At 36.4% G+C, this 13,174-nt stretch carries 9 protein-coding genes and 1 pseudogene; 4 read left to right on the forward strand and 6 right to left on the reverse strand.

The window, feature by feature from the left end:
* Positions 1-235 precede the first annotated feature (235 nt).
* From E1171_RS18140 to E1171_RS18160, 5 genes are all read right to left on the reverse strand, one after another.
* Complete coding sequence (locus E1171_RS18140) at positions 236-910, reverse strand: porin family protein (protein WP_155207475.1); 675 nt, start codon at positions 908-910, stop codon at positions 236-238.
* A gap of 256 nt (positions 911-1,166) precedes the next feature.
* Positions 1,167-4,310 carry an efflux RND transporter permease subunit gene (locus E1171_RS18145; RefSeq protein WP_155207476.1) on the reverse strand — a complete coding sequence of 1,048 codons (3,144 nt, stop codon included), beginning with the start codon at positions 4,308-4,310 and terminating at the stop codon, positions 1,167-1,169.
* A gap of 17 nt (positions 4,311-4,327) precedes the next feature.
* Complete coding sequence (locus tag E1171_RS18150; protein ID WP_155207477.1) at positions 4,328-5,395, reverse strand: efflux RND transporter periplasmic adaptor subunit; 1,068 nt, start codon at positions 5,393-5,395, stop codon at positions 4,328-4,330.
* 57 nt (positions 5,396-5,452) lie between these two features.
* Positions 5,453-6,802, reverse strand: coding sequence for a TolC family protein (locus tag E1171_RS18155; protein ID WP_155207478.1), 1,350 nt, complete (start codon positions 6,800-6,802; stop codon positions 5,453-5,455).
* Between the two features lie 425 nt (positions 6,803-7,227).
* Positions 7,228-7,707, reverse strand: a complete 480-nt coding sequence (locus E1171_RS18160) for a GbsR/MarR family transcriptional regulator (RefSeq protein WP_155207479.1) — start codon at positions 7,705-7,707, stop codon at positions 7,228-7,230.
* Between the two features lie 478 nt (positions 7,708-8,185).
* Here E1171_RS18160 and E1171_RS18165 point away from each other — a divergent pair, with 478 nt between their 5' ends.
* The 4 genes from E1171_RS18165 (at position 8,186) to E1171_RS18180 (ending at position 12,786) form a co-directional block, all read left to right on the forward strand.
* Positions 8,186-9,253 (forward strand): AraC family transcriptional regulator, encoded by a 1,068-nt coding sequence (locus E1171_RS18165; protein WP_155207480.1) that lies wholly within the window; start codon positions 8,186-8,188, stop codon positions 9,251-9,253.
* A gap of 306 nt (positions 9,254-9,559) precedes the next feature.
* A complete protein-coding gene (locus tag E1171_RS18170) occupies positions 9,560-10,057 on the forward strand; it encodes a hypothetical protein (protein ID WP_222931538.1) in 498 nt (165 codons plus the stop codon).
* Positions 10,058-10,257: 200 nt separating this feature from the next.
* A complete protein-coding gene (locus tag E1171_RS18175) occupies positions 10,258-11,589 on the forward strand; it encodes an amidohydrolase (RefSeq protein WP_155207482.1) in 1,332 nt (443 codons plus the stop codon).
* A 594-nt stretch (positions 11,590-12,183) separates the two neighbouring features.
* Complete coding sequence (locus tag E1171_RS18180) at positions 12,184-12,786, forward strand: hypothetical protein (RefSeq protein WP_155207483.1); 603 nt, start codon at positions 12,184-12,186, stop codon at positions 12,784-12,786.
* Positions 12,787-12,958: 172 nt separating this feature from the next.
* Here E1171_RS18180 and E1171_RS18185 read toward each other — a convergent pair.
* Positions 12,959-13,174: pseudogene (locus tag E1171_RS18185) on the reverse strand (hypothetical protein); the annotation flags it as partial.

Here is a 13,174-nt window from a genome sequence, read left to right on the forward strand (position 1 = left end):
AACTTTTTCATTGTTTTTAGAAATTTAACGTTAGTAAATAATTATGGTGAATTGAATAGTTTAATTGGATTTGCGGCGCAAATTTAGTGATTGTAACGATAAACCGAATTATTTTGTTTGATTTTTTATTAAAATTTATTTCTAAATATTCGAATTTAAGGACCTTTTGCCACTGTATACCTCTTTGTATAAACTAATTATGAGATATGATTTTAATCATAATTAAATAAATTTTTTACATTCCTAGAGGCATCATATAACCTACAGTTAAGGCAATACCGCTGTTATAAGTTCCTTCATAATTTTCTGGTTTATCATTTTCGAACTTATAATTATCGTTGAAATCTAGGCCATAGCGGGCATCAATTACTACTTTCCCAGGGCCGGCTTGTAATTCAGTACCCAATCCAAAACTGGCACCAAAATCGAAACGGTTGTCCTGTATTTCACCTTCTTTTGTAAAGCCGGCTGTATTTCGATCTCTTTCCCCATCAGTGACCATTACGTTATAGCGATCATACGCATAACCAAAAGTTGGAGCAGCAAAAACATAGCCTGAGATAACTTCATTTCCTACTATACCTTTGAATAAGATGGGTAACTCTAGATAATTAGTGAAATTACGTTCCTTTTTTTCTACTTCACCATTGGATATATCAAAGGCCACTCCCTTTTGGATAAAGTGAAATTCTGGTTGAATGGCGAAATTTTTGTGGAGACTTACTTCTACCGGTATGGCTATATTAAATCCTGGAGCATACTTGTTGTTTTCCAGGTTTTTATGTTGTAGGGTTGATAGGTTTACCCCCCCACGAATACCTGCAGAAACCTGCGTTTTTTGTTCTTGGGCAAAACTGCTTGAAATAGAAAGCAGGAAAACAGCGATAATTGATAAAATGGAATTTCTCATTTTTTTATTACTTTTAAATGTTTGTATAAAATTGTGGTGATTTTTACAAATGGTTTTGTTAAGGTCCGTGCATTGTGCGGGCCTTTTTTGTTTTAACTACAGTTGTCAGGCGGGCTTCTTTCCTTCATCGGTTTAATTGGCTAAGGTCAGTAATTAATTATTACAATTATTAAACAATTGTTAGAGTCGATACGAAGTGATCCCAAAAGCTTGTATAGAAAGTTTTTTGATCACTCCGTTTAAAATTCTATCGTATTTAATTGCTTAAAGCAACCATTGGCTCTTTTGCTTTTTCTTGTTCTTTCCCTTGTCCTTTTCTTTTTCTAAAGTAGGCTCCAATTTTATCAAACCATAAGTAAGTTACGGGAACCAAAATAATTGTAAATAGCATGGAACTTGTTAAGCCGCCGATCAATACCAAGGCCAAACCATTTTTCCATTCCGAGCCTGCACCAGAGGCAAAACCAATAGGAATCATAGCAATTACCATGGCAATGGTGGTCATCAATACTGGTCGGAAACGTTGGATTCCCGCATTTAAAACAGCCTGCTCACTACTTTGCCCTTCCTGTTTTAGTTGGTTGGCAAAATCCACAATCAAAATAGCATTTTTAATTACCAGTCCAATCAACATGATGATACCCAGAATAGTGAAGATACTCAGGTTTTCCAGTGATAGGGCCAAAGCTAAAAATGCTCCAATTAAGGCTACCGGTACCGAAAACATCACCACAAAAGGGTATACATAAGAGTCGTACAAAACCACCATGATCAAATACACCAAGATAATGGACATCAGTAAAGCCATACCTAATTTTGCAAAGGACTCATTTTGCTGGTCAAGGTCTCCTCCCATCTTAAATTCAATTCCTTCAGGAGCTTCTAGGGAGGCGATTGCCTGCTGAACTTCCTGTGCTACAGTACCTGTAGGACGACCATACATTTGTGCTTTTACGGTCAATGAGGATTGTTTTTCCTCTCTTTCCAATCGGCTTGCCCCTGTAGTGTTACTTACCGTTGCAAACTGTTGCAGTTCGATGAGTTGGCCTTGATTGTTAAGGAAGGTTAGTTTTTCAATATCCTTAACATTTTTACGATCAAATTGATCCAATCGGCTGTTGATATCGTATTCTTCCTGACCATCTCTGAATTTGTTATCGGTATTTCCGGTAAAAGCATTTTGCATGGTGATACCCACCGTACCCAAATCTAAACCAAGCATGGCCATTTTCTCCCTATCTACAGAAACTGAAATCTCTGGGTTTCCTGCTTCAACAGAGATTTCCTCTTCGAAAGTCCCAGGGACCTGATCCACTTTATAAAGCACCTTATCCGCAAAAGCAAAAAGGGAATCCATATTGTTACCTTTTAAGATAACTTGTAAAGGAGCTTCTGTACCACCACTCACAATATCGACGGTAGCTACTTTAAATTTGGCTCCAATAACTTTTTGCATCAATTCTTTTTTGATTTGTTGCGAATAGTCGTTAGAAGAAACTGAACGGTGTTCCAAGCCTACCAATTTAGCATTAATTTCTGCTTTATAGGCTGTGGTTTGCCCAGCCAAAGAACCACTTGTAGAGCCAACCGAAGTAAATATGGTCTCGATCAGTGGGTCATTTAGTAAATGTTGCTCCACTTCTCGAGTTAAGGCATTGGTCTCTTCAATAGTACTTTCTTTGGGTAGCTCGATTTCAATGACAAACTGTCCATTATCCCCAGCCTTCACAAACTCACTTCCAATAAAACCGGCACCCAGAAGGGAGAAGGAAGCTATTACTAGAGCGAAAATACCACTTATAGTTACCACTTTGTGATTTAGTGCCCATTGTAATGCTGAACGGTATATTTGGATAATGCCATTTAACATATCTTCAAAAACAATTAGAGGTAAATGAAGAATATTGCTTCTTTTTAAATTAATGGACTTGGAGAATCTCGATGCTAACAATGGGGTTAGTGTAAAGGATACCAGGAAGCTGATTGCTGTCGCAAAAGCTACCACTAATGCAAACTGACGAAGTAAGTCTGCAATGAGTCCAGTAACCATGGTAATAGGTATAAATACTATAATAATAGTAAGGGTAATTGATAGAACAGAGACTCCAATTTGTTTCCAGGTATCTTTAGCTGCTTGCATGGCGGATTGCCCCTTCGACATACGCGCATGTATATTTTCAATTACCACGATACTATCATCCACTAGAATTCCTACAACCAATGATAATCCTAAAAGGGTCATTAGGTTTAAAGTGAAACCCAATAGGTTCATGATAATAAAGGTACTTACTATGGAAACTGGAATGGAAACCATTACAATTCCAGCGTCTCTTAAGGAATGTAAAAATAATAACATAATGGCAGCAACCAGAATAACTGCTAAGTACAGGTCATGAATTACAGCATCTGCCGCTTCTAATGTAAATTCAGAATTGTCTTGAGTGATGGCAAATTTTAAATCGTATTTTCCATACCTTTTTTCTAATTCTTGTAGTTTGATTTTGACATTTTCAGCTACCTCTACACTGTTCCCATCCGATTGTTTTGAAATAAGTAGTCCAATACTGTTCACCCCATTAATTCTGGAAATGGAAGTGGTTTCTTTATTGGTATCTAAAACTTCTGCTACATCTTTGATGCGAATGAGGCCACCTTTTGGAGCGGCACCTAGCACTAAATTTTCTACATCTTTAACACTTTGAAATTTTCCAGAAAGACGGACTAACACTTGCTGGTCTTCACTTTTGATTTTTCCTGTTGGAAAATCAAGGTTTGCACCAGCGATAGCTTGCGTAACTTGTAAAATGGTCAGGTTGAAAGCCTTTAGCTTGTCACGATCAACATTTACTCTAATTTCACGCTCAACACCTCCTACCAAATCTACTTTTGCCACTCCATCAATCCGACTAAGAGATTCTCTAATTTCATCATCAACTAGGTTAAAAAACTCAACATCCGAAAGATTGGAGGATACTCCCATTCGTATGATAGGAAGTTCGTCCAAAGAAAACTTTTGGATGATAGGTTGCTCCGTTTGATCAGGTAAATCAGACATCAAGGCATTTACCTTCCTTTGGGCTTCCTGTATAGTGAAATCAATGTCGGCACCATATTTAAGTTCTAGGCTTACAAAAGAAGCACTCTCCATGGATATGGATTTTATACTTTTGATTCCCTCCAGTGAGGAAACGGCATCCTCTACCTTTACTGTAACCGAATTTTCCACCTCCGAAGGCGAGGCTCCGGGGTAAACCGTAACAATACTAAGTGCCTGAGCAGAGATTTTCGGTAAAAGCTCATAGTTTAAACTATTGTAGCTAATTAATCCAAGCAAGGTCAAGATGGTAAATAGCACAACGACAAGCTTGGGTCGCTTAACGGATAATTCTGTAATACTCATTCTTAATGACCTCCTGCTTAATTTTTCACAATTTTTATTTCACTTCCCTCTTTCAGATTTAATTGTCCGCTGACCACTACCTGGTCTCCACTTTTCAATCCTGAAAGCACAGTGAGTTGGTTATTTTTACTGCTACCAATTGTAATGGGAATTAGAGTCACTTTCTTCTTCTTCACTACAAATACTTTAGGCTCTTTTAGACTTCCTGTCAAGGCCTTTCTAGGAATGCTGAGTACTTGTTGATTTACATTGGTTGTATGAAAATAGGCTTTGGCAAACATCCCTGCTCTAAGAGATTTATTCTCATTATTGTTGACCATTACCTTGACTTTAAATTTTTTGGAAGGGTCAGCCTTATGAGAAATGTTAACCAAAGTACCTTCATACTCCTCCAAAGGATAAACATCTGTGGTGATTTTTACTTTCATGCCTTCTTTAAGATGAAGTAGATCTTTTTCGGATACTTTTAAGATTAATTGAAGTTTTTTGGTATCAATAACCTCTGCTACCTTTGTTCCAGCCATTACAAATTCACCTTTTTCTACAAAGACATCATTGACAACCCCATTTATGGGTGAGCTGACAACCGAAAAGCTGATTTGTTGTTTGATCCCCGCTTTTTGTGCTTCCAGTTTAGAGATTCCTAATTCTATGTCCTCAATTTGGCTGCGGCTAACAGCACCAGCGGCTTGCACTTTTTGGTAGCGTTCCAAATCTTTCACTGCTTTTTGCAAGGAGATTTCTACGGAATGTAATTGCGACTGCAGGGAAGAGTCGTCAATTTTTAAGGCATTTGCCCCTTTTTTAATGCGATCTCCTTCCTTAATTTTTAATTGTTTTACAATTCCAGTTGATTCTGAAATTAGAGTCACGGTTTCTTTGGCTTCAAACTCACCAGTGAATTGAAGGTGATCTTCCAGGTTGATCTTTTTTGCTTTTGTTACCCGTACAGGTATGGCAAATGATTCCTTAGCATCAGGCTCTCTTCGAGCATCGATAACCTTTTTGTTTGCGCTTAACTTCCAAGCCATGGCACCTATTACGACCAGGGTTAAGGTAAGAACGATAAGTACTTTTGCTTTCATTTTTATTTTTGTTACAGATTTGACTACTATGTTGTGATTATTTGGAAATAAATTCTTCTAATTTTTTTGAATAAAATCGGAAAGTTGTCCGTTGATTTTCAATTGTTCCAATTCAGCTAGTTTTAGGTTGAGCAAGGCGGATAAATAATTGTTTTGTGCCAACTTTAGCTCCGTTTCTTTGTCCAAAAGCTCCACAAGAGGAGTAAGCCCTTCTTCATAGCCCAAAATAGCGGCATCATAAATGTCTTGGGCCACATTCATACTTTCATTTTGGGTTTTCAGTTGCTTGTGACTGAGCTGAATTCTATTTAATGAATTTTCAAAACCCATCTGCACCGATTTTTCCAAAAGACTTAGGTCTTCCATTATTTTTTTGGTTTCTAACCTTGCTTTTTGAAGGCGATTTCGGTTTTGAAAACCCGTGAAGAGAGGAACCTGAAGAGAAAGTCCCCAATAGCCACTTTCAAAAGAATTGTAGCCATCACCCGAAAATTTAAATTCATTATTTTGCCCCTGATAGCTATAATTAAAAAAAGCTGCTAAAGTGGGGAAAAAGGCTGCTTTTTGAAGTTCCTGGTTTGCTTCCGAGATCGTCTTTTGTTGCTTTAGCAATTGAATTTGGCTGTTATTTTCCAGTTTTAATTCTGGAGTTAGGCTGTAGTATTGATAAGTGGTTAAATCATCAACTAAATCCAGGGAATCTGTCATTTCAATGTTGAGATGAAGTTTCATGAGGTTGTACAGTTGATCAATAGCATAGTTTACCTCCAATAGCATATTTTCTGTGTTGGATAGGCTAATGAATAAACGCTTTACCTCATTTGGTTTTGCTAAACCATTTTCCTCCTGCACTTTTGAAATATTATAGAGCCGTTTCAGCTTGTCCAGATTTCCTTCAATAATTTTTCTTTGCTTTTGGCTAACTTGTAATTGTAAGTAAGTTTGGGTCACTTGATAAACTAATCCTTCCTGAGCTGATCGGGTACCCAATTCATAGAGTTTGTTTAACTCCCCTGAGCTTTTGATCGCAGCAACAATTTGCTGATTGAAAATAAGCTGGTTTACTTGAACTCCAGCATTAACTCCATGTTGCACACCAAAAGTAACTGGAATAGGTGCATTACTTTCCATTCCTAAAAGCAAGCCAAATTCAGCAGGAAGGAGTTGGACGGGTAAAGCAAAGTTATCAATGTATTGTGCGGTTGCCTTTATCTGTGGTAAATAACCACCAATTGCCTCTTGTTTTAATTCTTTAGCAATTTCCTCATCCAGGGTTGCTTTCTTAATATTGGGATTATGCTCTAAAGCATGTTGAATAGCTCCTTCAAGGGTAAATTGATGGACCTCCTGAGCGGTTCCAATATTCCATGAAATGAGTAGCATTAAAAGCGGTAATACTTGTTTCATTTTTAATACAGATTGTGTGTTATTTTTAATTTTTTTAATGGTTTATCAGTCTTTTGACTTAATTATCATTTGGTGCTTGATGATTTCATCAATTTTTTATTTTAAGAGGTTCTTTTTTTATCTTCATTATCACGCTTTTGTTTGGTAAAGGTTGCTGAAGTTTATTTTTAAATTGGTTCCTGATACGTCAAATGATTTACAAAATGTGTCAAATTCTTTTTGTTTGATAAGTTATGGTTTGATTATTAAGTTCTTAACTAAAAGAACTAAAAAAACAAAAAAAATAGAACAATTATAAAATATGGGTCAAAACTGAAAGCATCTTAATTTTAGAATTAATCTGAAATTGCTTTAATTCATAACAGGCTAAAAGAGGTTAATATCTTAACGAAATTTATCAGCCTAAGCATTGTAATTCTGTTTAATTAGGATTTTTTCTTTTCCCATTCTTGGAATATTTTTTTACATTTTTGTACAAAGAATTCACAAAAACTATAGTCTTCTCTTAATTGTTCATTATACTCTACTGTTTTAGTCGTTCTTTGTTGAATAACCTCTTTGAGCACTTGGTGTAGCTCCTCGATATTTTTTAGGCGCTCCCTTAAGTGATCCATAACTCGGTCTGCTGTGATTCGAAAATAACGCTTTCTGTCACCAGGTTTAGTGATATATTCGACTACACTTAATCTTTGTAAAAATGAAAGCGCATTGCTAGTAGCACTTTTACTTAAATTTAGGGCTTCGCGAATTTCATCGAAAGTTAATTCAAAACGGTCAGCAACGGTTAATAAAGCATGGACCCTGGATGAAGCCGGTGACCAACCCGTTTTTTCCATGATGACCCCGAGTTTTTCTATTAACTCTCTTTGTTTATCGCTTAATTTTACTAATTCCTGTTGCTCCATTTTGACCCTCTTTGATGCCTTTGATAATGCAAACGTATAACAGTTTTTTTGGTTCTGCAAATTGAGAACTAAAAATATTTTTTTGTTTGAAAATTTAGGGTTGAGGAGGATTCAACTTTTGGATTTTTCCTGATGATATTATTCCTGGTGGCATGATAGAAAGTTGTAATTTTTCCTGATTTTATTAAAGACATTTTCTTGATCGAACTTTTGAAAATGGAAATTAAAAAAATGGTTTGGTCAAAGGTTAAGGGAGAGGCTTGGACCATGATGATAAATGTAGTTGAGAGATTCAACCTATTGAAATTCAGTATGTAATGTTTTGATTTTATGGACTTTACCTTTCACCACATCAATTCAACCGGTAGTAATCATGAGGTTGCATTTGGAAAAGGAAAGTTAAAAATTGACAATTTAAAAATGATATTTTATTACCTTTGAGTCGTCCATTTGCAGGCTTTCTAAATTAAGATTTTGCATGATCCTCAATAATTTACTCCGTTCCTTTGCCTCTTCTTTGTTTATTTTGGGAAATGATAATTCCGTAGAATTGAAAGAATTAGAGTCAGCCTTGAGAATACCCAAAATAGAGGAGAAGATCTATGATCCTACTACTGAATGGTCATTATCCGATTTGGAAAGTTGGATTGATTTTTTAGAAGAGCGATTACAGTGTGAGCAAATCGGAATGAGAGCGGCTTGTTATATGGACTATAGGAAGGCAGGAATCATTGGCGGGTTAATGCAAAGTAGTCCTACCCTTCGAGCAGCCAGTTCTCAGATCTTTGGAATAGTTTCTGAAAACTCACAATTACTTGAGCTGGAATTATTGGAAAGACAGGATTCAGCTTTAATGACTTATAAATTAAATGATAAATTCTTCCTTGATAATTTTCGAAATAGGCGACCTAAATTTCGTGATGAGATTGGGGAATTTATCATGGCCATGGGACACTTAAATGACAATAAGCTTATTGGAAAAAAAGTACCAATAATAAATTTAAGGTTAGAAAGACAGGAGCCTTCCGATATTTCTTTTTACCAGGAAATCTTTGGGGTGAGCCCTAAATTTGGGCAAGAGATTTATCAGTGCGAGTTTTCAAAAAAATGGTTAGACCAACCTTTAATGGGTTATAATGAGGAGTTGCATAGTTTATTAAGTAATTATGCAAAATTACATTTCAAGGGAAAAGAGGAGCCATTAAAGGTTAGGTTGAAGCGGGATATTTTAGAAGATTTAAAAAACAGGCAAGAGGTTTCTATAGAAACCATGGCCGAACGCTATTCCCTTGGAGTTAGGAGCATCCAAAGGAAATTAAAGGAGGAAAGCTCCTCTTTTCGGTCGGTGGTGGAAGAATGCCGACAAGAACTCGCCCTTGAGTTTATTCGCGATAAAGAAATCAATATTAAAGAGATTGCCTTCTTACTTAATTATTCCTCCGTTTCTTCCTTTTCCAGGGCTTTTAGGAATTGGACAGGGACTTCTCCAGACTGTTATCGGAAAAATTTGGAGGGAAAACCTTTTAAAAGTGGGTTAGAAGTTTAGCAATTAATAGGTTTAGTTAAGCAAGATTTTGTTGCTTCAATGTTTTGCGTCTTTTAACTACTAGCCTTTTAGAATTTTACACTTCCCTATTGAACACCTAAACTCTATCTATTTCTTTTAGGAATGTGTATTGATTAAAGGAGGTTAAGTCAATTAGTTACTGAATCAGTAACTATGATAAAAATGTAGGGAAGTCAACTGGCAGTCCGTGGTTAATATTTATTAATGGCGTTTTTTCGTCTACTTTGGTAGAAGGGAGTTGACCTCACTTTTGCTGAGAACTTTAAGTTTTTGGCTGCTGTTCTCATGGAAAAGAGCACTATGGAAAGCATACTGTTAGTTCGCTATGATAATCTTTTTCGTGGGGATGAAGTGAAGGCTGCACTAGAGTCTATGGAGCGCATGCGTTTGATTAGCTTTAGGGAAGCCTGTGTAATTGTGAATGAAATGAAAGATAAGGTTCATGCCAAAAAGCAATTGAAATTACAACCTTTGGGTGATGTTTCAACGAATTGGTGGATGAATTTTATGAAGTTAATGGTAAAATTAGGAGGACCCGCTCCCCAAAAAAGCCTTAAATTTTTACAGGCGGTAATGAATGAGACAGGGTTAACGCCAAGTTTTATTGAAAGCATTAGGGAAAATATGAAACCGGGTACTTCAAGTGTTTTTGTAGTTGCAGACTCCGACCAAATGCGATTAATAAAAGATGAATTGGAACGCTATGGAGGTTCTTTTGTAACCAGTCCTATTGATATAAATAGATTGATCAGACGGTTTACTAAGGGAAAAAAGGCGGCTTAGAAAAAAAATATTTTCTGATTAAAAAACTAAAAGGGTCCTTTCATTTAATTAAGGTATTAGGTGTTACTGCAGCAAAATTTGATTAAAATATGGTTTAATTTCATGAATATTTTTTAGTAAAGATCTAGTTTAATGTTTTTCCTAAATAAAAATGGTATCTTTTTAAATTATTAAACTGATTTCCATTTAACATTTGAAAAATGAAACCTTCTGGATCTTTACTTAAGTTTTTTCTCCTTTTTATTATTTTTGGTTTGGTGAAAATCCCCCTAACAGCTCAGAACTCTAATTTATATACCCAAACCGAACGATTATCTGAGCAGATTGAAAAGAAAGTAATTAAATGGAGAAGGGATCTTCATCAACATCCCGAATTGTCGAATAGAGAGTTCCGTACGGCCGAGAAAGTGGCTTCACATTTAAAGGCTTTAGGTCTGGAAGTTCAATCCGGGGTAGCTCATACCGGTGTAGTTGGTATTTTAAAAGGAGGACTTGATGGGCCAGTAGTAGCTTTGCGTGCTGATATGGACGCTTTACCAGTTACTGAACGAGTAGATTTACCTTTTGCCTCTAAGGTGATGTCAGATTATAACGGCCAGAAAGTAGGCGTGATGCATGCCTGCGGTCATGATACTCATGTGGCTATATTAATGGGGGTTGCCGAAGTACTATCCAAGGTAAAAGATGATTTAAAAGGTACAGTTAAGTTTATTTTTCAACCTGCCGAGGAAGGAGCGCCTGAAGGAGAAGAAGGAGGAGCGAAAATGATGGTAAGGGAAGGTGTATTGGATAACCCTAAAGTAGAAGCCATTTTTGGATTGCATATAAATTCGAGGACCCCAGTTGGAGAAATTCGTTATCGTGCTGGTGGGACCATGGCAAGCGTAAATAGTTTTAAAATTATAGTTAAGGGCCAACAAACTCATGGATCTACTCCTTGGACGGGTATAGACCCGATTGTAACCTCAGCCCAGATTATTAATAGTTTGCAGACGGTGGTTAGTAGACATAGCGAGTTAACCAAAGAAGCTGCTGTAGTTTCTATCGGCAGTATTCATGGAGGTGTACGGAGTAATATCATCCCAGAGGAGGTAGAAATGCTGGGAACCATACGTGCTTTAAATGAAGGTATGCGTTTAAAGATTATTGATAAGATCAAGAGGATATCAACGAAGGTGGCTGAAAGTCAAGGGGCAACTGCCGAAGTGATAATCAATGAAGGTTACCCAATTACCTATAATGATCCGGCATTAACTGCGATGATGTTGCCTTCATTGCAAAATGTGGGTGGTCAATCTAAAGTAAAGGAGATGAATGCTATTACTGGTGCAGAAGACTTTTCATTTTTCCAGAAAAAAGTCCCAGGTCTCTATTTCTTTCTAGGAGGGATGTCTGCTGATGGTACTATTGAGGAAGCGGCACCTCATCATACTCCTGACTTTTTTATAGATGAAAGTGGAATGCTGTTAGGTGTGAAAGCTTTCTGTCGTTTAGTTATTGATTATGCCGATAAAAAAGAGGGGAATTTATAAACAGGGTTACTTTTTTCATCATTCAAAATGAAGCTTTTGCTATTGGTGTAGCATATCAAAAATTGAAATATTGGACTAATTAGATGTTTTTTCGACTTATCTGTTAGTTGAAAATTATATCATTCTGAAATTCAATGGTTAAAAGTTTTTTTCTTAAATGTTGCTTGATTTTTTCCTCATTTATTTTTCTTTTAAAAAAATTATGGAAGGGGTTTTTAAACCCTTTTCATAATTTGTTGTCTGAAGAAACAAATGCAATAGGATATCAAATGAACTGGTCGGGTTTAAGTTTTTGATTATCCGATAATTATTTTTTTAACTTTTTGTCATTTTCTAAATGATCTCTACAAAAAGATTTGGGCTTGTAATAATAGGTTTTTTAGTGGCTTTGGAATCCTGTATTCCAATTGCAGGAGCAGTTATTTACTCAAACAGTTAGACAAAAAAGAAACAGGAAAAAGTCCATCAGGACTTTGAACAAAAGAAAAGTACTTTGTTTAAAGGAGGAGTACAGAACAAAAATTAAAAGTTTGATTAAAATTTAAAGGAAGATAATTTTCGAAGTATTTTTTTTAACTTAAAACTGATAGTGATATGAAGGGTAGAAGAGTTTTGTTAAAAGTTTTAATGGGTGTTGGGGGAGCTTTCATATTTTCATCGTGTGCCACTATTTTTCACGGTTCTACTACAAAAATTAATGTACAGGAGGGATACCCATCGAATGCAGAGGTGTATTATAATGGTTCTTATATGGGAAAGGCACCCGTTAGTTTTGAAATAACGGATGGAATTGCTGCTTTAGATAACCGGACCGTTAATTTAGATGAGAATTATCAGGGAGATGAAGATTTTTCTACCCCATTTGGTCGAACCAAAGTAAAAAGAACTGAGGATAGTCAGGTAAGTGAAGATGGGGGTAATATGAGTTCCCAAAGTGAAATGATAAGGGATCGAGGGGTAGTGATTCCAAGAAATAAAGTAACGCTAAAATCGGAAGGCTTCTATGACCAAGAGGTTACCTTAGGGAAAAAGCTCCGAGTAGGTTCATTAATTTTAGATTTTCTCTTCACAGGACCAATTGGACTTATCGTGGATTTTGGAAGTGGAGCTATCTATAAACAGTTTCCAAATCTTATTAATTATAGGCTGAAAGAAAGGCCAGAGGGTGAGGTTTCCAAAGTTGAATCAGAACCTTGATTTGTAGGATTAACGCCTGAGCCAGGATTTATAACTTTAAAGGGAAAAGGATTTTTGGTTTTGCCGTATTATTTAGGTTCCAGCAAAAACTAAGGCTAGTGCCGAGTTAGTACAAAATGCCGTTAATCTTATTGGTCAGGGTTCAAGCTAGGCAACATATGGTTCAGCCATCTTAAGAACTTTTTCTACTCAATTGAACCTTGGGGGACGGTTGTCCTGCCGGACGATAATAATACCGGAAGTGTAGTTGATCAATTACCAGGTATTCTGGCACTGTATTGTGGGCAAAGTATTCAAGAAGAATTTTTTCTTCTTCCAAGCAGCTTTCTCCTTCGTAATATTTTTCCAGGAGAGATTCGATTTTTGTTAGTTCCATAGCCGGGATTAA

This window comes from Xanthovirga aplysinae, assembly GCF_009711365.1.
Taxonomy (GTDB): Bacteria; Bacteroidota; Bacteroidia; order Cytophagales; family Cyclobacteriaceae; genus Xanthovirga; species Xanthovirga aplysinae.

Bases quoted from the DNA above. Each gene is read 5' to 3' on its own strand.
- E1171_RS18140 (WP_155207475.1), bottom strand. From the start codon at position 910: ATGAGAAATTCCATTTTATCAATTATCGCTGTTTTCCTGCTTTCTATT.
- E1171_RS18145 (WP_155207476.1), bottom strand. From the start codon at position 4,310: ATGAGTATTACAGAATTATCCGTTAAGCGACCCAAGCTTGTCGTTGTG.
- E1171_RS18150 (WP_155207477.1), bottom strand. From the start codon at position 5,395: ATGAAAGCAAAAGTACTTATCGTTCTTACCTTAACCCTGGTCGTAATA.
- E1171_RS18155 (WP_155207478.1), bottom strand. From the start codon at position 6,802: ATGAAACAAGTATTACCGCTTTTAATGCTACTCATTTCATGGAATATT.
- E1171_RS18160 (WP_155207479.1), bottom strand. From the start codon at position 7,707: ATGGAGCAACAGGAATTAGTAAAATTAAGCGATAAACAAAGAGAGTTA.
- E1171_RS18165 (WP_155207480.1), top strand. From the start codon at position 8,186: ATGATCCTCAATAATTTACTCCGTTCCTTTGCCTCTTCTTTGTTTATT.
- E1171_RS18170 (WP_222931538.1), top strand. From the start codon at position 9,560: ATGGAAAAGAGCACTATGGAAAGCATACTGTTAGTTCGCTATGATAAT.
- E1171_RS18175 (WP_155207482.1), top strand. From the start codon at position 10,258: ATGAAACCTTCTGGATCTTTACTTAAGTTTTTTCTCCTTTTTATTATT.
- E1171_RS18180 (WP_155207483.1), top strand. From the start codon at position 12,184: ATGAAGGGTAGAAGAGTTTTGTTAAAAGTTTTAATGGGTGTTGGGGGA.